Here is an 18,290-nt window from a genome sequence, read left to right as displayed (position 1 = left end):
GGTTACGGACTGCCGGACTTCGCAGAGGAACTCAACTACGGGGTCGATCTATCAACCATCTGAGGGTGGTATCAGGTTGGTGGGGTGAAGGTGCCCCATCAACCATTAAATCCGTATACCCCATTTTTAAAGATAGGCCGCGCGTTGGAACAATCGAAGGATCCCGAAGAGATTCTTAGGCTAGTCAGCCAGGGTTGCTAATCGGATAGCCGGGGGTTTTTCTCCCCCGGCCTCCACAACACCCCGCATGCGGGTCCGCAGGGGGCGTTTCCTCCGGAGTTCAAAGGATCATGCAAACATGGTGACCTTCAGCGCTGGTTACCCAACGAATCGCCAAGGCCGTTTCACCCGGTCGGGCGCATTACGTCCGTTGAGACACGCGGGTCTCTCTCGTTGCCGGAGGTTCGGGCCTTCACCGTGTCTCACCCATTACGGTGAGCGTTTGGCTACTATGCCGTCTGCTGACTTCTGCCTCATTCACACCCAAGGGCGCGGCTTGCCTGGGCAGGTAGCGCCTTCGCATTGACCAGGTAATGCGACCGCATTACCATTTGGTCATCCACCCAGGCAGGTCCTCAGGAGAGAGCCATGGCCGCTACCCTCGAAGCCGAATCCACGCTTACCGACAGGTATCAGACCACGGTGCCGGAAACCGTGCGGCGCGCTCTTCGCCTCGGCAAACGCGACAAGATTCACTACACCATTCGCCCCAGTGGCGAGGTGGTGTTGACGCGCGCCGAAGTCTCCGAAGGCGACGACCCGGTGCTCGAACGGTTCCTGACCTTCCTGGCCCGCGACATGGCCAGCCACCCCGAGCGCTTGCAGGCCGTGGATGCAGGGCTTGCCGAACGGCTTCAGTCGTTGGTTGGCGGCGTCGAGGTCGATCTTGATGCCGTACTTTCGGCAGACGATGAATGAGCGCGGGCAAACCCGCGCCCCTGATCATCCACGGCTGGACCATCTTCGCGCACCCGTTGTTCCTCTCTCAACTTGAAGCCTTGTCACAGCAGGTCGAGGCTCTAAAGCAGAAAGACCCGGTCGGGTACGTGAAGAAGAACGCCAGCAAGCGACTGGCGGCGATCACCAAATTGGCCTTCGATATCATTCCACAAGACCCCGCGCGACCAGAATATCGTCAAGGCGGTACTCTTGGCGACGATCGCAAGCATTGGTTCCGGGCGAAGTTCTTCCAGCAGTACCGCCTGTTCTACCGCTACCATGCGCGAACCAAGGTGATCGTGTTTGCCTGGGTCAACGACGAGGATACTAAACGCGCTTACGAGAGCAGTGACGATGCCTACCGGGTGTTTCGCAGGATGCTGGACAGCGGGCATCCCCCTGATGATTGGGATCGTCTCCTGTCCGAGGCGCAGAAGGCGTCACAGCGGATGCAGGAATCATGTGCAAGGGTGGCAACAACCCGTCGGTAGCCGGAAATTGGTTTGGGGGCTTGGTTCTCAGTCTCGATTTTGATGACTTGTTCATGGCAGGTTCAGCCGGAGTGGCTAAACTCAGTGTGAAAGGGTGTGTCGGCGGCCTTCGGTCCTGCTCGGCCTGAGCATGAGTTGCCAGAGGGAGACGCAGCCATGGTGGAACTGATCGCGTTATTTCGGGCGCATACCCCGCAGTCCCAACACTAAGCCGCCTTGCCGTGGCGCTCACGCCAAAGATCGTAATCGAGTTGCATTCCCGCCCAGACTTCGGCACGTCCGCCTCGCTCCACACCCAGCCAGCGCTCGATGCGCAAAGCCATCTTTGGTGAAATACCCGCGTGACCGTGAAGCACACGGGACAGCGCTGCCCGCGTGACGCCCAGTTCGCGAGCCGCGGCCGCCACCGAAAGCCCCAGCGCTGGCAGCACGTCATCTCGCAGGATTTCTCCGGGGTGCGGTGGATTGTGCATCGTCATCATGACCCTCCTCAGTGGTAGTCCTGATAATCGACCAGGATTGCATCACCGTTATCGAACTTGAAGGTCAGCCGCCAATTGCCGCTGACCGAAACGGACCAATGCTCCGACAGGTTGCCTCTGAGTGGGTGCAAAGCCCAGCCCGGCAGATTCATGTCCTCCGGGGTGCTAGCCCGATTCAACACAGCGAGTTGACGGGACAGTTTGGCAGCATGCCCGCTCTGGATACCCACCTTGGACCCAGTCTCGAAGAATTTTCGAAGGCCTTTGTGCCGGAAGCTCTTGATCACGCTCCTGATCGTATAGCATCGGTATACGCCATGCAATGACATCCATCACTTGACGCACGGCGGCCCCTTCGTCCTGGTGCGGGTGATGGCTTCGGCCACGGTCTCGCCTTCGCATAGCCCGTACAGCTCGCGGGCGTTGGTGGTGGAGATGAACGCGGGCAGGTCGTTGGATGGGCCTTCTCGATAGTACGAAACCGCACTGCACGGCCATGGTAGGTAACGGCGCGTAACGTGCGCCCCTGGCGCGCGTAGAGCGCGAAACCGGCTTCGTCGTCGGGGTACAACACAGCTTGAACCGGCTCAGCTCCGGGCGTGTCGCAAGCCGCATTGAGCCGGTCGAAGGTCCATGCCCGGCCCTTCCGGGGCTTCGGTTCCAACTGTTCAAAGAACGCGTCCACAAAGCCCCCTATCTCGTCCGCTGGCAATCCCGTGTCAAAGTCTTGGTCTTGTTGCTTGTTCATCGTTCGCCACTCCTAGATAAACCGGCGTTGGCGCGCCGGGGTTGTTTGGTGACAGCGATCGCGCCTCGAGCTCGCCGCGGTGTCACCACGTTTTCACGGCATCTGTTGTGCCACGTGATTGGCTCCCGCCTTCAGGCGGGTAATCTTTGCCTCCATCGCAGTCAGCACTTCTTCATGCGGGATACTCGGCCGGGGGTCGTCGATGGCGGCCTGAATCTCTGCGGCCAGCCAACGGCTATAGGCGTCGTCGTGCTGCTCGCGTTGTTTCATAGCGATGCCTCCCAAGGGTTGATGACGTCGAGGCCTGCGGCCTGGAATGGACTGGTGTCGCGTGTCGCCACGATGAAGCCGTTTGCGATGGCGACCGCCGCAATGAAGGCATCAGCCGTTTCGACTGCCAAGCCGGCGGTGCGGGACTTGGCCAGCAGCTCGGCATAAGCCTTCGTGCAAGCCATATCGAACGACAGCACCCGATTGGCGAACATCGGCAACAAGTGCTTTTCCAGGTTTTCATGCAGGCGGTCGCGCCGCTTTCCGGCCGGCATCAGCGCGATACCTGCACGCAGCTCGGCTACTGTGATCGTGGACAGGTAGAGCGTTTCCAGCGCTTGTGCGTCAATCCAATCAAGAACGCGGGCATTGGGCTCTTGGCGCTGTGGCTCCGAAATCACGTTCGTATCGAGCAGGATCATTCGAAGCTCACCGCACGGGCCGGGGACTTGATACGCGCGCTTTCAAACAGTGCGTGTTCTTCATCGGTCAGGCCGCCAGCCTCGCGGGCGATGGAAGCCAGGAACGAGCCGAGTTTCACGCGTCCTTCTGACTTGGCTGCCCGCTCCAGAATGTCGCGGATTTCAGCCTCAGTGCTGCGGCCGTGATGGGCGGCTTGGATTCGAATAGCCCGATGCACCTCATCGGGCAGGTTTCTTACATTCACGTTTGCCATTTGGTAGCCCTCCAGTAAGTTGAATCAATGATGTCATTTTACACAGATGGTATCAAATCGCAAGGACTTCAAGGCATGCTGTCGCAAAAATCCTAAAACCCGCGACAGTTCAAGACAATTTCAGCGTGCGCGCGGTACTGTCAACGTATATACTAAGTTAGTACCTTAAAAAAGGAGCGCACCATGTCAAAAAAAGCCGTTTTCACGATGAAGCTGGAACAGGAGCTGCGCGCCGACTTCATGGCCGAAGTGGCCGGCGAAGATCGGCCGGCCTCCCAAGTCATGCGCGAGCTAATGCGCGGCTACATTGAGCAGCGCCGCCAAGCCCGCGAATACGATGAATACCTGCGGCGCAAGGTCGAAGCCGGACGCGCCTCGATGCGTGCCGGTCGCGGCCGATCGAATGATGAAGTTGAAGCCGTGTTCGCTGCCAGGCGTAACCAGGTAGCGGCAGGCCAGGCGTGATAGTCAGTTGGACGCCAGAGGCGGAGCAAGACCGCGCCGACATTTGGGACTACATCGCGGCCGACAACCCCGGCGCGGCCGTTCGCATGGATGAGCTTTTCAGCGATGCGGCTGCCGGGCTGGCCGCGCATCCGATGATGGGCAAGGCAGGTAAGATTGCAGGCACCCGCGAGCTGATACCGCACGAAAGCTATAGGCTGGTGTATGAGATCGACAGGGAAACTGTATGGGTATTGACCTTGGTGCATACCGCCCGACAGCGGCCACCAGTTCCGAAGTAGGGTAGTGCAGTTCATAGACCGTATGATTGTTGCTTGCGCACTTGGGGTTCGTTGATATCCCAACGGGAGATCCCCGGTAGCCGGAAATTGATTTGGGGGCTTGGCTCTCAGTTTCGATTTTGATGACTAGTTCATGGCAGGTTCAGCCGGAGTGGCTAAACTCAGGGTGAAAGGGTGTGCCGGCGGCCTTCGGGCCTGCTCGGCCAGAACATGAGTTGCCAGAGGGAGACGCAGCCATGGTGGAACTGATATTGCTGGTGATGATTCCATTGGTGGTGGTGGCCGGTGTTGCCTGGGTCACGGTCGCCAGTGTGCGAACCATTCGCCGGATTGGTCTGCGGCGATATGGCGTGGCCGTGGGGCGTCTGGGGTGGGATGTCTCGAAGGTCGGTGTTCAGTTCCTCGTGCTGGTGGCGGGGATGGCCTGGGCGATGGTTCGGTCGGATGATTCTGAGGATAACCCTTGTTATTACGGAGTCGGGTTCAAAAAGGTTGGGCAGACTGAAGCTGTATTGGGTAAAAATGATTACGAGGATGAGGGCAACATATTGTAAATTCTTGATTTATTATTTTGGGTTGCCTGTCTTTGGTGATCTCCATATGAAATTACGAGGGTCCTGAAATCTTTTCACTTAATCACAGCTTGGTTTTTTTCTGAGTGACTTCCCCGCCTTTTTTTCCTGATTCTTTTACTGTCGTAGACAACTGATCAGCCACACTATTGATCGCCCCCATGGTCTTGTACCCCACCCATCCCATCATCAACGTCCACAGGGCCGGTAGGGTCACGTACATGCCGGCGACGATCATGGTCAGCAGGATGGACTTGAGACCGTGTTCCGGCCCCATTGTGGACAGGAACGAGACCCCATCGGGATACAGGGATCGCAGCAGGTTGTTGTCGGCCCACAGCGCCAGGTGCCAGAGCACGGCCCAGAACTTGACGGTGAAGATGCCGATGGCCCCCACCAGCAGGATTGAGGGCTGATACATGCCGAACACCAGGACCAGGGGCAGCAGGGCATAGACCCCCATCAGGGTCAGGGCCTGGATGAACGGCAGTGCCTCCAGTATCAGGATGAGGGTGGGTTCGAGGTAAGTGGTGTAGAAGACCACCAACCCTACGCTGGCAACGCCGCCCTGGTACAGTTGCAGTGCCCCGGACCAGAATCCCGGGTCGGATCCCGCAAAACGGGCCTGTCCCAGTGAGGCGGTGTAGGATTTTGGCGTCTGCTCCAGGATGTTGCGGGCCAGAAGGTCCCGGCGCTGTTCGGCACTCATGCCCGGGAACTGGGATTGCACCCAGGTGACCACCCGCTGTGTCTTTGTGTTGTCCTCCAGGAGCTTCTGACGCAGGCCCAGGGTGGGGTGTTCCCACCATTCCTTGCAGTAGGGGATGCCGTGGTCCAGCACTATGGAGGTATCGAGCCAGTATTGATCCGTGTCTCGTGCCGGGTTCACCGGCCATCCCGGGACCGGATTGCCTGCGTACAGGATGTCGTAATAGCCCGGTACCTGGCGGTAGACATGGGAGCCCATCCAGTCGGTGTCATCCACGCCCTGGGTATTGAGGATAGGGATGGCCGCGGCCGGTTGCTCGCGTCCGAATTTGGAGCGGGCAGGGACGTAGCAACGGGTATAGAAGTTGTTGACCTCCAGGCGCAGTGACGGGTTTTCGATGTACATGGTTCGCAGGGCCCGTTCCATCTCTCGCATTTCACCGGTGGCGGGTAACCCCGCCACGATGGCGTGATTGACGCCGCTGGAGAGGGCCATGACCCCGTACCACCAGAGCGGGATGCGTACGCTGGTCGGTGCAGAGGTGAACCCGGCCTGGCCGTAGGTGGTTCCGGCATTCGTGGCGTTGACCGTGGCAGGGGTGGGATTGGAAAGTGTCGCCTGGGGGGTGTAACGCAGTTCATGGGCCTGCAGGTTCAGGGCCGGCTGTCCGGCCAGGACCACCACGGTCAGGGCGGTGACGATCTCGATCTCCATGCGCCGCACCGATGCGGCGCTGCCGGCGTTGGCTTCCATGCTGGTGTTCACGTCGATGAAATTGCGGATCAGGATGACGATGAACGGAATGAAGGCGATCCCCGTTGTGGTCAGGATCGACCAGATGTTGTTGAACATTTGCCACCCGTAGAGGGTGGTGAACAGTTCCAGGTAGCTGTCAACGCCCATCTCGTGTTCTCCTTCTTCCCGGCGCTCAGCGCAGGATCTCTGCCAGAAATTCCCCCACCATGCCCTGTCCCAGGGTGATCTCCAGGATCGCCAGCCAGGCCGCCACCCGCCAGCGGGCAGCCAGCAGGCCCCGGCGCGCGGCCGGGTGACGGGTGAGCCAGGGAACCAGACGTGGCCAGGTGCCGATGACCAGGCCGATCAGACTGATGCGCAGGGCGCTCAACCAGGGCGAGGCCACCTCCAGGCGGCGGCTGATGGTGTCCATGCTCTCCAGTTGTGCCCACAGCAGGACGATGAGGGTGGCCAGGATGACGGTGACCGTGAGCAGGAATATCAGGCCGGTCATGCCCCGGAACAGGCGGTTCATGGTGTGACCGCCCCGTCTTCCAGTGGTCGGGGGTCGGGCCGTGCCCCGGGCGTGGCCGCACGGGAGTCGGCGCGGCGCTGCGCGTCATGCTGCAACAGGGTGCGGGCGGTGTGGGAGACCAGCTCTTGGCGTACCCGGTTCTCGAACAACGTGTTCTCGATCTCCCGTTCCAGCTCCGCTACCTTGGTTTCGATGGCCTGGCGGGCGGGGCCGTGGGTGTTGATCTCCGGGACCATGCGGCCGGCCATGAAGAAGCGGCGCAGGTAGAGGGCCCGCTCCACATTCGCGGCCAGGGCAATCTCGTCCGCCAGCCGGCCGACCGCGATGAACTGCTCGGCGGGCGGCAGTTCGCGCAGGGAACGGATCAGGTCCGGGGTCACCGGCATCCCGGGAGTGGAAACAGCGGACAGATTCTGGGTGCTAAGCGGGACGCTACCGTTCACCAAATCATAAAGATCCGGCAGCAGGGTTGACCGGGTTTCCTGAACCAGGCGGGTCAGGCCCAGGCCCGGGGTGGACTGGCGAGGAGGGCAGTTGGCGTCATGGCAGGTGGGAATGTCCTCCTCCCCCAGCAGCCGCACGGCCCATTCAGCGGCCGACATCGGCGAAGTCCAGTAACGGGCCATGGGCGGAGCAGTGGGGTCCGTGGTACTGAAGGCAGTGCCCCCGGCATGGGGTGGGCGCTCAGCACTGATGTTGTAGCCGGCCCGGACCACGTCGGTGACGACGCGGATCGGGGGTTGCCCGGCACCGCCCCGCTGTCCATCCAGCCAGGGCAGACCATCCTTGCCCGGATTCTGCTCGATGGCGGTTTTGGTGGTGACGATGTCCCCATCCCCGTTGACGCCGCCGGTGCCCATGGCCTTTCGCCAGCTGTGGCCTTTGGACAGAACGACCCACTCCTGAAACGGGTCCTTGCCCTGGGCGATCTCGGCCTCCATCTGTTCGCAGGTCTTGGTGGCCAGCTGGAAGCGCTCCTCGGCCCGCAGCAGGGCATTCTGGAACAGGTCATAGAGACCGGGATTGGCGCGCTGCAGGATGTAGGCGGGCAGGGCGGCGATGGCGGCATTGGCCGCGCCCGCCATCTGGTTGGACAGGGCATCGACCCCGTCCCGCAATTGGTTGAGCTGGTTGGTGACGCTCACGACCGGATTGAAGGCAGCGCAACTGTAGCCCATCCCCAACTCGGCGCCGGCGCCCAGGGTGACCGAGTTCACCACCGGGTTGGGGGCGCGGGTGAAGGCCTGGCCACCACCGATCTCGTAATACAGCCAGCTGTTGTCCGGGGACGATGGACTCACGGAGTAGACCTGCGCCTGACTGGTCAGGGGCAGGGCGAGCGCGATGATGAGCGGGATATGACGAATGCCCCGCGCTGGGCGGAACAGGGGCAGCGCCGTTGTATGCGTGTCTACGGGTAAGATGACCATGTGATTTCACCAATCCATGAGCCGTGTCGGCTGCAACAGGAATAGGGGCGCCAAAGGTTCCAGGCATAGTTGCCTTCCGTCGGGCCGGCAATGCGGCCCACCCCCCAACTGGCGGCCTGATTCAGATCGTTCTGGCCAAAGACCTGGCAGCCACTGTCCGTCCTGGGGGTGAGCATCTGCCAGTCTCCGGTTTTACTGTCACGCTCCATCAACGGGGCGGGGTACCAGACACGAAATCCGTCGTGGTTACCCGCTCCGCCGGACTGCAGGTAGCGATAGACATGGGGTTGACCGCTCCGGGTCACCACGTCCCCCACTCGTTGAGCCACCAGGGCGGCGGCCTTGGCATCGTCGGTTTGCAGGACAAAGCCATCGCGGGGGTAAATCGAGCCCCAGGTGTAGAGCGGGAATACCCCCAGCTCCCGGCTACCTGGCGTGAGGGCCTGCGGGTAAAGCGATTCAGGCAGGCTCCAGCGCCAGGCCACCGCATCCAGGCCTGAGTGGAAATACTGGGCGGCAAGTGAAGGTATCCTGGGGCACAGCAGCGAGATCGTCTGGTTGAACATGCCCTGAAGCTGGCCGATCGTGCCCGCGCCCAGGTTCTGAACGCGCGATTGGGCTTCCGCGGCGGCTTCCGCGGGATCGACGGTTTCCAGGAACATCTGGTTCTCCTCGTCCCATTCGTTCTGGAAGTCGAAGCCGGTGTTGATATGGTTTTCGATCCAGCTCAGTCCCGCACCGTCGTTGACCAGGCTCACCAGTCCACTGAGGCCGGTGGGATGGCCATAGGCATCCGCTTCCTTGTACAGCAGGGTGGAATGATCCCGTGCTGCCCGGCGTTCGGTGCCCTGGCCACCGCCGGGTTGGATGCCGGCCAACTGCTGTACCAGCTGTCTTGCGGCCACGTCGGAGGTCAGGCCCAGGCTGTTGCGGACTTCCACCCAGGGTGTTTCACCCAGCTGGCGATAGACCCCCACCACCAGGTCGGGGGCGTAATGTCCCACTTTCAGGGAGGTGCGGATGCTGCAGCCGGACAAACCGCAGGACAGCCAGAAGCACACCCCGAGCGGTTGCCAGCGGACGCAGCTCAAGGTTCCCGCCGCCGTCCTGGCCGCGATCGTTGCGCTGTTGATGCTTTCTGCCGCGGTGTGGACAGGCATCATCACCATCCCTGCCAGCACGGACAGGGTGAGAATCCCGCGCCGCTTACCGTTCATGGCGCCACCTTTGATAGTGTTCAAGCGCCCGGGGCAGATGGATCTCGCCATAGACAATGGCCTCCTGATTGATCACCACCGCGGGCAAGCGATCGATGCCCAGTTCAGTGGCGCGCACCAGTGGCCCGATGGCCGCATGCAGCCGGTTCTGGAATGCGGGGTCGGCCTGGGCGCGCTGGAACCGTTGTCTGGCCTGAGCCATGGCCTGGGCCGGGTCGGCGGGCAGCCCCCGGCTCAAATCCGCTTCCAGCGCAGTCAGGGCCCCCATGTCATGGATGCGGATCTCGATGCCCCGACGCTGGAGTCCCTGCTTGCCTTCCAGGTGTTGAGCCTGTCCGGGCGCGACAAAGACCTCGACCAGGGTGGGAACCCGGGCGGGTTGGGAGGCCGTGACCGGGGCGGCCCAACACAGACTCAGTATCGACAGCCAGATGCCAAACCGCGTCATGGCGCATCCCCCCAGTGTTCACCCAGACCCTTGGCCACTTCCAGCGCCGCCTCCACGTCGCTGCAGCCCAACTCCGCCATGATCCGTGCCCGCTCGGCCTTCTCGTGCTTCTCGGTCATGGCCAGGGCCAGGGCCTCCGGCGGCGGTATGTTGCGAAACAGCGCCTGCACCCGGTCGGCCAGTACCGCGCCTTCGGTGTAGCGCCCGGGGGACTTGGTGGCCGAGGCGATCAGGGCCTTCTGTTCCGGCGTCAACGCCTTGAAGCGGGCCACCTGTTCCACCTCGTCGCGGGTGAGGGTGAGCAGGATCCACCACTCCATGGTGGTGAGCATCTTGCGCGACTCGTTGGGAAAATCTTCCAGATTCTGGGTGGCGATCCAGAACCAGGCCCCCAGCTTGCGCCACATCTTCACGATCTTGATGACGTAGGGGGCCAGCAGCGGGTTGGTGGTGATGATGTGGCCTTCATCGGTGACCACCAAGGTCTGGCGAGCCTCATGCTGACGGGCTTCAACCAAGGCATGGATGCGGTTCATCAGGCCGATGTAGGCCACCGCCAGCAGGTCCTCGTAGCCCTCGTTGGCGAAGATCCCCATGTCGACGATGGTGACGTCGCTGTCCGGCCAGGGGCGCCCCGGGCGGTTGAAGAACTGCCCTCCCAGGCCCTCGCAGAACAGGGCCATGCCGTCGGCCATCTCCTGCGCCCGTGCCTGCCGGGCCGGGGCCAGGTCCGGGTCCTGGGCCACGAGGCGCAGGGCGGCCACCACGTTCTCCGGCAGGGCCTGGTCCTGGTGTGCCGCCTGGGCCAGGCGGGCGCCACCGAGGATGGCGCGCCGGATCAGCAGCCGGTCGGCCCGGGTCAGGCGCTCGTCTTCCTTCTTCTCGCCACCGGTGATCATCACCCGGGCGGCGATCTCCATCTCGCCGAGGATGTCGCGCTCCTTGTCTTCGGCATCGTCATCCTCGCCTTCATCGGCGTCTTCGCTCTCATCGATGTCCACCTGTTCCACCAGGGCATCGGCCCGGGCGTCCTGCAGCAGGCGCAGGGCGTCGGCAAAGGGGTTGAGGGACAACTGCACCCCCGGCTTGAGGGAGACCTGATTCACCGACAGGCCCCGGCTGGCAAAATACTTGCCCAGCAGGCCGAACGAGTCGCCCTTCTCGATGATGAAGATCCGCGGCCGGTAGAGGGCGGCCAGCTGCATCATGGCGTGGACCAGCCAGGCGGACTTGCCCGCGCCCATGGGGCCGACGATGAGGGCAAAGGCATTCTTGGCCCGGTCGGCCTTGTTGAGCGGGTCGAAGGTGAGGGGTTCGCCGCCGCGGTTGAAGTAGGTCAGGCCCGGGTGGCCGGTGCCGCGGCCGCGGCCGTAGAGGGGTACCAGGTTGGCGATCTGGCTGGTGTACATCAGGCGCGAGCGCCGGGTGCGCTGATCCACCACCGGGTCGTAGTTCATCGGCAGGTTGCGGATGTAGCTGTCCAGGGCCAGCAGGTCCGCCTCCGGCTCGATCAATTGCAGGCCGCGGTTGATCAGTACGGCCTGGGTGTCGGTGACCTTGCGTCGCAGATCGTCCAGGTCCTCGCCGCGCACGTAGAATGCCAAGTTGACCGGGTAGAGCTTGTTGCCCCGGGCCAGTTCCCGTTCGGCCACCTCGCACTGTTCCAGCGCCACCGCCGCCTCGGCGGTCTCCACTTTCGAGGCATTCTTGATCCGGGTGATGTGATTGCGGATCTCGTCCTGGGGCCGGATGATGAGTGTCATGGCCATGATGGTGTGCGCCGGCATCAGGTCGAACACCGTGTTGATGTGGTCGCCGCTGCGCCGTTCCCCGGTGAGCTGTCCGGGCTTGGGCGCGGCCCGCAGGCCCTGCACCGTCAGGCAGCGGTGGGGCAGGCCGTCCAGCCACCAGGCCCCGGCCCTGGCGCCGGAGCGAGTGCAGTTACCACCCATCAGGCCCCGCAGCAGGCCGCCGGTTCGGCGGGCGGTGGGGGCGACGGACCCCGGGGTCCCCAGGACCAGCATCTCGGACAGGTCCAGGTTGAACGGCAGCCGGTCGCGCCCCGGCCAGGGGGCCGCCGCCAGGGGAGGCTGCCCCGCCGGCAAGTGGGGGCGGGGATTGAGCCAGGGGAACAGCCACTCGTAGAGATCCTGGTCATCGCCGCGGCGGGCCTTGAGACCGGCGGCGTGCAGGGCCGCGACCAGGCGATTGCAGACCTCGTTCAGGGCCTCTTCCACGGTGGTGGCACCGCCGCGCAGGACCGTCCCCGGCCGCAGGCGTCGGTACAGGGTGGCGCGGATCCGGCGTCGGCGGGCATGCCAGCGGGCGCCGGTGACGGTGGTGTCCACGAACAGGCCGTCCGAACGCCCCAGCCGGGCCAGATGGGCCGCCATGATGCGCAGGTAGTCCTGGGTCATGGCGTTGTCCGGGTCCACCCGCTCGGCGGCATAGGCCTCCAGGTCTTTCAGAAAGCCGCTCAGGTCATGATCGTCCTGGACATAGCACTGCAGCACCCAGGGGGCGCCGTCTTCCTCCGGGATGGCCTCGGCCACCACGTTCTGCAACTGCTCGGCCAGGGTTTGCAGGCTGTCCTCGGTGGCCGCCTCGGTGGCCACCGGGGTGAGTTCGAACAGGGCACCGACGCTGCGCCAGTCTTCCAGCAGGAATGCCTGGGTCTTGGGGTCGTAGTGGGACCAGGGCAGCAGGTCGGTGAAGGCGTCCGGTCGCTGGTACAGGCGTTCCCACTGATGCTGTTTCAGCGGTCCGCGCACGTCGTGGATCCAGTGCTGGCCGGGGTGGTCCGGTGTCTGGCCGCCCTCGTCGGGTGGCGTCCCGGGGGCGGCGGGGGAGGGGGCTGCGGTCTCCCGGTCGGTGGGCTGTTCGCCGACGGGCTGTCCGGAGGAGAAGGCCTTGCGCAGCAGACCGATCACGGGGCTTCTCCCGGCAGGGCGTAGTGGGTGCGCAGGAACAGGGGGAAGGCGGTGGCATGGCCCGGCACCGGCACTCCGTCCGGCCCGCTCAGGTGAGGGAAGACATACATCACCAGGGTCGGGTTGGGCAGCCGCGGGAAGCGGGCCTCGATCTCGTCGGCTGCCTCCCGGGTGTAGCCGGCCAGATCTCCCTCACCATCCACCAGGGATCGGCCCCGGTACTGGCCCAGGTCTTCCCGGGCCTGATCCGCGTCATGCCGTCCCATGGCCTGCAGGTGCTCCCGATAGATCTCCAGCATCGGAGGTCCGTCCTGGGGCAGGATCGTATCCTTGGTGCCGGTGGCACAGGCGCCCAGCAGGCTAATTGAGGCGCAAAGCGCCAGTATCCGAGTCGTACTCATACGTGAGCCTCCGGCCGGTGGGTTCGGGGACATGATCGATGCGCAGCTCCCGGTCGATGTGCAGGCTGACCGCCACGCCGGGCCGGGTCACCACGGCATCAAAGCTCTGTTCCTGGCGCTCGATCAGCCAGCGCACCACTTCCTCGGTGCCGCCGGAGAGCGTGCGGCCGGCGATATAGCGGCCCTGGTCGCCGGTGATCGTGCCGATGCGGGTGCCGTCACTGGTGAGGGTGGTGGTGGTCTCGCCGGCGGCCAGGGCCTCGGCCGCCGCCTGCAGGCCCACCAGCCCGGCGCGGGAGGCGAGGAACTGGGGGGCGTTGGTGACCCGCTCGCCGCTGATGCAGGGATAGCCGCGGGCATCGGAGATCCAGCCCAGGGGCTCGCTATCCCCGGTGCCGCCGCGGGGCTCGCCCACCCCCGTGGCCGGGTCGGGGTCGGGCAGGGTGCGCACTGTGCCGTCGGCGAAGATGAAGGTCACCGAGTCCAGTTGCCCGCGTACACAGGACAGGTTCCAGTCCCCGGTGGCGGTGCCGCTCCAGACCATGCCCTCCACTCCCGGGATGGTGAGGCCGTTGGCGGCCAGGTTGTCGCGGCCCTGGATGATCTTGAACTGCATCGGGTCCTCCACCGTGCCGCGCCGGGGGATGCGGCCGATGAGGGCGGTCATGGCGGTGGAACCCACCAGGGTGGCATTGCGGGGGACGGTGTAGACCGGGCGCCGTTCGGCTTCGGCGGACAGATCGGTACCGGCATAGCGGTCCAGGGTGCGGGTGCCTCGATCCACGGTGGGCGTGTCGCGGCGCGGGGGATCAGTCACCCGGGTGCGGCCCGTCTCCAGCACCCGACCGGTTCCGGCCAGGGTGCGGCGGGCCTGGCCGGCACTGTTGTCCTCCCAGCCCAGCGGTTCCACCCAGGTCACGGTCTCGGTTCGGGGCGGAGCGGTCAGCCGCCCACGGCCGGGCCGATCCCCGTCCAGGCCCAGGCCGACAGGGATGTCCCAGGCATCGTCATCGGGTGGTGTGGGCGTGGCGGGCCGTTGGGAGATGTCCTCCACCCGCCCCGACAGGCGCTCGATCCGCTCCATCACCGCATCCAGGCCGCCGCGGTCGCGGGCGCCCTGGCGCTCCAGTTCCTGGGTCACCCGGCGGCTCACCTCCCGGTCCAGCTGCTGATCCCGGCGCTGCAGCTCCCGCAGCAGGCGTTCATTCTCCTCGCGGATGGCATCGCTGGTGGATCGCACATGGGCCACTTCCGCGACGAGGGTGCGGACGGTCTCCGCCGGCGAGTCCGCGTCCGGCGACGGGGCGCGGGGCACCTCCCGCATCAGCACATCGTCTCCGGCATCGGTGCCGCAGGCTCGCAGCAGCACGAACAGGGCCATCAGGGCGACGATGCCGCCGACGACGGGGATCAGTCGATTACTGTGGATGGCGGCCATCAGCGCAGTCCTCCCAGGGTCTCGGCCAGGGGGCGGCGTGAGATCAGATAGACGGCGGTGGTGTCCGCCTCATCGCCCCGGGGCAACAGGCGGGCATGCTGGAAGGTGGCGGCGAGCCAGTCACCGCGCAGATCCCGGGGGTCCAGGATCTGGGCCTGGTCAGCCTGGTTCTGCAGGCGGACCACGGTCAGGTACAGGCCGCCGTGGCGCCAGGCGATCAGGGGCGTGGCCGCCACGGCCCCGCCCCGCAGCAGGGGGATGGCCTCGCGGCTCACCGGCACCCGGCGCAGCTGAGTCTCATCGGGTCGCAGCCGTGCCGGGGCATACATCTGCTGGGCGGCAAAGCGGGTCAGGGCCACATAGTCCAGCATCGGGTGGGGCGCCGGCGCCGGGGTGGCCGGCGGATCGACCGGTCGCCCGGCCGGGCGCAGGATCTGCAGCGGGACGTCCGGGGCCGCCTCCCGGGCCTCCAGGTCCAGCAGGATATGGCCGCCGTCCTCGTCCAGGGTCTGGACGACGACGCGGGTGGTCTCGAAAGGGGCGGCGGCCTGCCAGTACACCGTGCCGTCCACGCTCAGGGTGCGCAGCGGCAGATGGGCCGGCACGCCCACCCGCACGGCGGCGCTGGGAAAGTGCACCAGGCGCTCGGCCCCCACCGGCAGGACCACCCGGATCGGGGTGCGGTCCCACACCACCCGGTCGGGGGGAGCGGCCGGATCGGCGGCCAGCCCCGGCGCGGTACCCAGACACCACAGCAGCAGGCCCAGCGGCAGGCAGTCCTTGAGTCGTTGCATGTTCATTCCCCCTCATCGCCGCGGATGCGTTCCGGGCCGCGGCCCTCGAAGCCGTCCAGGGCCAGGCCCCAGGGATTACGTTCCGGGTCCACGTCGTAGCGCACCACGCGCAGGGGATAGCGCAGGGTCATTTCCTTGACCGGCATGCCCCGGACCGACTCGCTGATCTCCAGGTCCAGCCACACCACCCAGGCCTCGCCGTCCCGCAGCACCTGGACCCGGCGGTTCTCAAAGCCCGCGCCGGGGAGCTCCCGCACCCCCCGCATCCGACCGGACAGCTCACCCCGGCGACCACGCTGCTCCAGATCCCGCTGCAGCTCTTCGCGAAAGCGCGGAGTGAGGTAGGCGGCCAGACGAAAGAGGTTGCCGCCGTAGTCCTTGCTGCCGTCCTCCGGCCAGCGGTTGAGTTGCTGAAAGATGTAGTGGGCGAAGGCGTAGACGTTGGCCCGGGGGACCTCGTTGGCCGGCTGGGTGGAGCCGGCACGCAGATCCGGGGGGATGTGTACGGTCAACTGCCGTGGCGCGTTGTGCCATCCCCATCCCATGAACAGGGCCAGCAGGGCCACCACCCCCAGGGCGATGCGCAGGGTGTGGATGTGGGCGCGTACGTTCTGGATCTCGCGGTGATAGGTCATGGGCACCTCCTGCCCAGGTCCCAGGTGCCACCCCGGCGAATGAATCCGGCACGGCGCAGCCCCAGATCCTCGGCCCAGAACAGCAGACGGTGCTGGTAATAGCCGTCCGGGCGCCCGCGCTTGATGCGCTGGAACAGGGTGGCGGCGACGAAGACGGTGCCGATGATGAACAGGCCCGCAAAGCCCACTCCCATCAGCGGGGCGCCGATCAGGAGACCCGCCAGCAGTCCGACGGGGATCCAGACCACGGCTCCCAGGATCACAAGGATGACCAGCTCACTGGACGAGCACCCCCGGAAGATGGGGGGCTCGCCGTTGAGGCGGTCGGCTCTGAGCAGAATCGACTCCGTCATGGTGATGTCACCATCAAGTGATGATCTTGGCCGCTTCGTTGAGCAGGAACATGATGAACAGCAGCACCGCGGCGCCGACGATGCCCAGGACCCCCAGCTCGCTCCACTCCGCCTTGCCGGTGCGGCACTCGTTGAACTTGGCCACTGCGGTGTAGGCCACCCACAACAGGCCGACGATGGCGATGGCCAGACCCAGGATCACCGCGCCATCGCCGATGTAGCCCTTGATCAGCTGCAGCCAGTTGCCATCCTGATAACTGCCTGACTCGGGATTGATGGGGGTGGGCAGGTTGGCCTGACCACTGCCGGCCGCGGCCAGCAGTCCGGCCCCGGTCAGGGTGGTCAGGGTGCGCCGGGTCTTGTCTTGCAGTTGCTTGAACATGGGTACTGCCTCCTTGGTAAATCCCTACGGTCTGAGGAAATACCCGAGCAGCAGGACGAGGATGCTGGCTCGGATGATGGTCCAGGTCATGTCAAAGGCGGTGGTCCGTTCGGCGTTCCAGGCCCGGTACTGGGTCAGGGCGATCCAGGCCAGCCAGGTGAGGTAGAGCACGGCGGAAATACTGGCGATGGCGAGCAGCAGGGTGTCGGCGCTGACCCCGGACCCGGCCTGAAACGCGGTGTGCTGGGCGCTGTTCATGTCAACGCCGGTAGTCGCCGCGCAGGGGCGGGACCTGGCGCGGTTCGGCTCGGGGGGCCTGCAGGTGCTCGCGGATGCCCTGCTGCACCCGTTCCAGGTCCTGGCGCAGCCAGTCGTACTGGAAGCGGATGCGGGCATCCGGGTTGGCGTGGTGCTCGGCCTCGTCGATCAGGGGCGCCAGGGCCGCCAGCTCCGCGGCCAGTCGGGCCAGATGCGCCCGCTCAGCGTCCGAACTGGAAGCCCCTGCCTGTGCCGGCAGGGCCAGAGAGAGAATGATCAGGAATGGTGTGAACCGCATGACCCGTACTCCTGTTGCCGATGGGGCCATCGTTCCCCGGCCGGGTCAGCGGCGGCAATGGAAAAACGTTTTTTGGTCGCGAGGTAATTTCCGGAAGGCGCGGCATGGTTCTTTTCTGAGTTTCTGTGAATTCTACAAAAAATGCCGATTGCAGCTATCATTGATCAATGACATGCAGCGATTCCAACAAGAATTGACCTGACCAGATAATAGGAATAGGCCGGACTGGATTGACATGGAACAAGAAATTAACGGACTGACTTCGATGCGCCCTGTGCGATCCATCGGTACGAGCCGCTGGAGCGTGACTGGGCGGGTCGCCTTTGGCGGAAAATCGATCCCCTTCGAGTCCTCGTTGGAGCGGGATTTCCTGGTCTTGCTCGATTTTGACTTGGCGGTGGAGGATGTTCTGGAGCAGCCGTGTCGCATCACGTTCACGGATGCGAACGGTCGGGAACGTCACTACACGCCCGACTTCCTCGTGGAGTACGGGGATGGCGAACGCGTGATCTTTGAGGTGAAGTACCGTGCCAACCTGAAGGACGAGTGGACCTCACTGTGGACACCGGGCATCGACACGGCGTTGCAATTGATCAAAAATTCAGCAAAGAGACGGGAGTAAGAAAATGGTAAGCTCATCTGACTTGAAAAACCCAAAGCGTTTTATTCTGGATGAATTTTCGGGTATACGGATTTAATGGTTGATGGGGCACCTTCACCCCACCAACCTGATACCACCCTCAGATGGTTGATAGATCGACCCCGTAGTTGAGTTCCTCTGCGAAGTCCGGCAGTCCGTAACC

25 protein-coding genes are annotated in these 18,290 nt (G+C 64.3%); 6 read left to right on the top strand and 19 right to left on the bottom strand.

What is annotated here, in order from left to right; all coding sequences use genetic code 11:
• Positions 1-588 precede the first annotated feature (588 nt).
• Positions 589-918 carry a type II toxin-antitoxin system PrlF family antitoxin gene (locus CKO35_RS16355; RefSeq protein WP_200177184.1) on the top strand — a complete coding sequence of 110 codons (330 nt, stop codon included), beginning with the start codon at positions 589-591 and terminating at the stop codon, positions 916-918.
• On the top strand, positions 915-1,430 hold the full coding sequence (locus CKO35_RS16350; RefSeq protein WP_200177183.1) for a type II toxin-antitoxin system YhaV family toxin: 516 nt from the start codon (positions 915-917) through the stop codon (positions 1,428-1,430). Before CKO35_RS16355 ends, CKO35_RS16350 begins: the two co-directional genes overlap by 4 nt.
• Before the next feature lie 206 nt (positions 1,431-1,636).
• Here the strand turns inward: CKO35_RS16350 and CKO35_RS16345 are convergent, their stop codons facing one another.
• The 5 genes from CKO35_RS16345 to CKO35_RS16325 form a co-directional block, all read right to left on the bottom strand.
• Positions 1,637-1,909 carry a HigA family addiction module antitoxin gene (locus tag CKO35_RS16345; protein ID WP_025281655.1) on the bottom strand — a complete coding sequence of 91 codons (273 nt, stop codon included), beginning with the start codon at positions 1,907-1,909 and terminating at the stop codon, positions 1,637-1,639.
• A gap of 11 nt (positions 1,910-1,920) precedes the next feature.
• Entirely contained in the window at positions 1,921-2,199 is a 279-nt protein-coding gene (locus CKO35_RS16340) for a type II toxin-antitoxin system RelE/ParE family toxin (RefSeq protein WP_200177182.1), read from the bottom strand.
• 554 nt (positions 2,200-2,753) lie between these two features.
• Positions 2,754-2,930: an antitoxin PaaA2 family protein gene (locus CKO35_RS16335; protein ID WP_200177181.1), complete on the bottom strand. Its 177-nt coding sequence runs from the start codon at positions 2,928-2,930 to the stop codon at positions 2,754-2,756.
• The gene (locus CKO35_RS16330) at positions 2,927-3,352 is read right to left on the bottom strand and encodes a type II toxin-antitoxin system VapC family toxin (protein WP_200177180.1); all 426 of its coding nucleotides are present in this window, start codon (positions 3,350-3,352) and stop codon (positions 2,927-2,929) included. The genes CKO35_RS16335 and CKO35_RS16330 overlap by 4 nt, the downstream gene beginning before the upstream one ends.
• A complete protein-coding gene (locus tag CKO35_RS16325) occupies positions 3,349-3,606 on the bottom strand; it encodes a FitA-like ribbon-helix-helix domain-containing protein (RefSeq protein WP_200177179.1) in 258 nt (85 codons plus the stop codon). The genes CKO35_RS16330 and CKO35_RS16325 overlap by 4 nt, the downstream gene beginning before the upstream one ends.
• 183 nt (positions 3,607-3,789) lie before the next feature.
• Here CKO35_RS16325 and CKO35_RS16320 point away from each other — a divergent pair, with 183 nt between their 5' ends.
• The 3 genes from CKO35_RS16320 to CKO35_RS16310 all read left to right on the top strand — a co-directional run bounded on the left by CKO35_RS16320 (position 3,790) and on the right by CKO35_RS16310 (position 4,906).
• Positions 3,790-4,071 (top strand): antitoxin of toxin-antitoxin stability system, encoded by a 282-nt coding sequence (locus CKO35_RS16320; protein ID WP_200177178.1) that lies wholly within the window; start codon positions 3,790-3,792, stop codon positions 4,069-4,071.
• Entirely contained in the window at positions 4,068-4,352 is a 285-nt protein-coding gene (locus CKO35_RS16315) for a type II toxin-antitoxin system mRNA interferase toxin, RelE/StbE family (RefSeq protein WP_200177177.1), read from the top strand. Before CKO35_RS16320 ends, CKO35_RS16315 begins: the two co-directional genes overlap by 4 nt.
• A 236-nt stretch (positions 4,353-4,588) precedes the next feature.
• A complete protein-coding gene (locus CKO35_RS16310) occupies positions 4,589-4,906 on the top strand; it encodes a hypothetical protein (protein WP_200177176.1) in 318 nt (105 codons plus the stop codon).
• Between the two features lie 82 nt (positions 4,907-4,988).
• Here the strand turns inward: CKO35_RS16310 and CKO35_RS16305 are convergent, their stop codons facing one another.
• Genes CKO35_RS16305 through CKO35_RS16240 form a run of 14 tightly spaced genes read right to left on the bottom strand, consistent with a single transcriptional unit; the run spans position 4,989 to position 17,487 of the window.
• On the bottom strand, positions 4,989-6,536 hold the full coding sequence (locus tag CKO35_RS16305; RefSeq protein ID WP_200177175.1) for a conjugal transfer protein TraG N-terminal domain-containing protein: 1,548 nt from the start codon (positions 6,534-6,536) through the stop codon (positions 4,989-4,991).
• 25 nt (positions 6,537-6,561) lie between these two features.
• A complete protein-coding gene (locus CKO35_RS16300) occupies positions 6,562-6,903 on the bottom strand; it encodes a histidine kinase (RefSeq protein WP_200177174.1) in 342 nt (113 codons plus the stop codon).
• A complete protein-coding gene (locus CKO35_RS16295; RefSeq protein WP_200177173.1) occupies positions 6,900-8,333 on the bottom strand; it encodes an integrating conjugative element protein in 1,434 nt (477 codons plus the stop codon). Before CKO35_RS16295 ends, CKO35_RS16300 begins: the two co-directional genes overlap by 4 nt.
• Positions 8,315-9,550: a TIGR03756 family integrating conjugative element protein gene (locus CKO35_RS16290; RefSeq protein WP_200177172.1), complete on the bottom strand. Its 1,236-nt coding sequence runs from the start codon at positions 9,548-9,550 to the stop codon at positions 8,315-8,317. Before CKO35_RS16290 ends, CKO35_RS16295 begins: the two co-directional genes overlap by 19 nt.
• A complete protein-coding gene (locus tag CKO35_RS16285; RefSeq protein ID WP_200177171.1) occupies positions 9,540-9,998 on the bottom strand; it encodes a TIGR03757 family integrating conjugative element protein in 459 nt (152 codons plus the stop codon). The genes CKO35_RS16290 and CKO35_RS16285 overlap by 11 nt, the downstream gene beginning before the upstream one ends.
• Entirely contained in the window at positions 9,995-12,928 is a 2,934-nt protein-coding gene (locus CKO35_RS16280; protein ID WP_338031820.1) for a conjugative transfer ATPase, read from the bottom strand. Before CKO35_RS16280 ends, CKO35_RS16285 begins: the two co-directional genes overlap by 4 nt.
• The gene (locus CKO35_RS16275; RefSeq protein ID WP_200177170.1) at positions 12,925-13,329 is read right to left on the bottom strand and encodes a TIGR03751 family conjugal transfer lipoprotein; all 405 of its coding nucleotides are present in this window, start codon (positions 13,327-13,329) and stop codon (positions 12,925-12,927) included. Before CKO35_RS16275 ends, CKO35_RS16280 begins: the two co-directional genes overlap by 4 nt.
• Positions 13,289-14,767: a TIGR03752 family integrating conjugative element protein gene (locus tag CKO35_RS16270; protein WP_200177169.1), complete on the bottom strand. Its 1,479-nt coding sequence runs from the start codon at positions 14,765-14,767 to the stop codon at positions 13,289-13,291. Before CKO35_RS16270 ends, CKO35_RS16275 begins: the two co-directional genes overlap by 41 nt.
• Entirely contained in the window at positions 14,767-15,561 is a 795-nt protein-coding gene (locus tag CKO35_RS16265) for a TIGR03749 family integrating conjugative element protein (protein ID WP_200177168.1), read from the bottom strand. The genes CKO35_RS16270 and CKO35_RS16265 overlap by 1 nt, the downstream gene beginning before the upstream one ends.
• A 2-nt stretch (positions 15,562-15,563) precedes the next feature.
• On the bottom strand, positions 15,564-16,196 hold the full coding sequence (locus tag CKO35_RS16260; protein ID WP_200177167.1) for a PFL_4703 family integrating conjugative element protein: 633 nt from the start codon (positions 16,194-16,196) through the stop codon (positions 15,564-15,566).
• On the bottom strand, positions 16,193-16,549 hold the full coding sequence (locus tag CKO35_RS16255) for a TIGR03750 family conjugal transfer protein (RefSeq protein ID WP_200177166.1): 357 nt from the start codon (positions 16,547-16,549) through the stop codon (positions 16,193-16,195). The genes CKO35_RS16260 and CKO35_RS16255 overlap by 4 nt, the downstream gene beginning before the upstream one ends.
• Before the next feature lie 13 nt (positions 16,550-16,562).
• Positions 16,563-16,931, bottom strand: coding sequence for a TIGR03745 family integrating conjugative element membrane protein (locus CKO35_RS16250; protein ID WP_200177165.1), 369 nt, complete (start codon positions 16,929-16,931; stop codon positions 16,563-16,565).
• Positions 16,932-16,955: 24 nt separating this feature from the next.
• Positions 16,956-17,189: a TIGR03758 family integrating conjugative element protein gene (locus CKO35_RS16245; RefSeq protein WP_200177164.1), complete on the bottom strand. Its 234-nt coding sequence runs from the start codon at positions 17,187-17,189 to the stop codon at positions 16,956-16,958.
• A gap of 1 nt (position 17,190) precedes the next feature.
• Positions 17,191-17,487 (bottom strand): integrative conjugative element protein, RAQPRD family, encoded by a 297-nt coding sequence (locus tag CKO35_RS16240; protein ID WP_200177163.1) that lies wholly within the window; start codon positions 17,485-17,487, stop codon positions 17,191-17,193.
• A 235-nt stretch (positions 17,488-17,722) separates the two neighbouring features.
• Here CKO35_RS16240 and CKO35_RS16235 point away from each other — a divergent pair, with 235 nt between their 5' ends.
• Positions 17,723-18,109, top strand: coding sequence for a TnsA endonuclease N-terminal domain-containing protein (locus CKO35_RS16235; RefSeq protein ID WP_200177162.1), 387 nt, complete (start codon positions 17,723-17,725; stop codon positions 18,107-18,109).
• Positions 18,110-18,290: the final 181 nt, after the last annotated feature.

It is taken from the genome of Ectothiorhodospira shaposhnikovii (genome assembly GCF_016584105.1).
Classification (GTDB): domain Bacteria; phylum Pseudomonadota; class Gammaproteobacteria; order Ectothiorhodospirales; family Ectothiorhodospiraceae; genus Ectothiorhodospira; species Ectothiorhodospira shaposhnikovii.
This window is presented reverse-complemented; position numbering and strand designations above follow the sequence as displayed.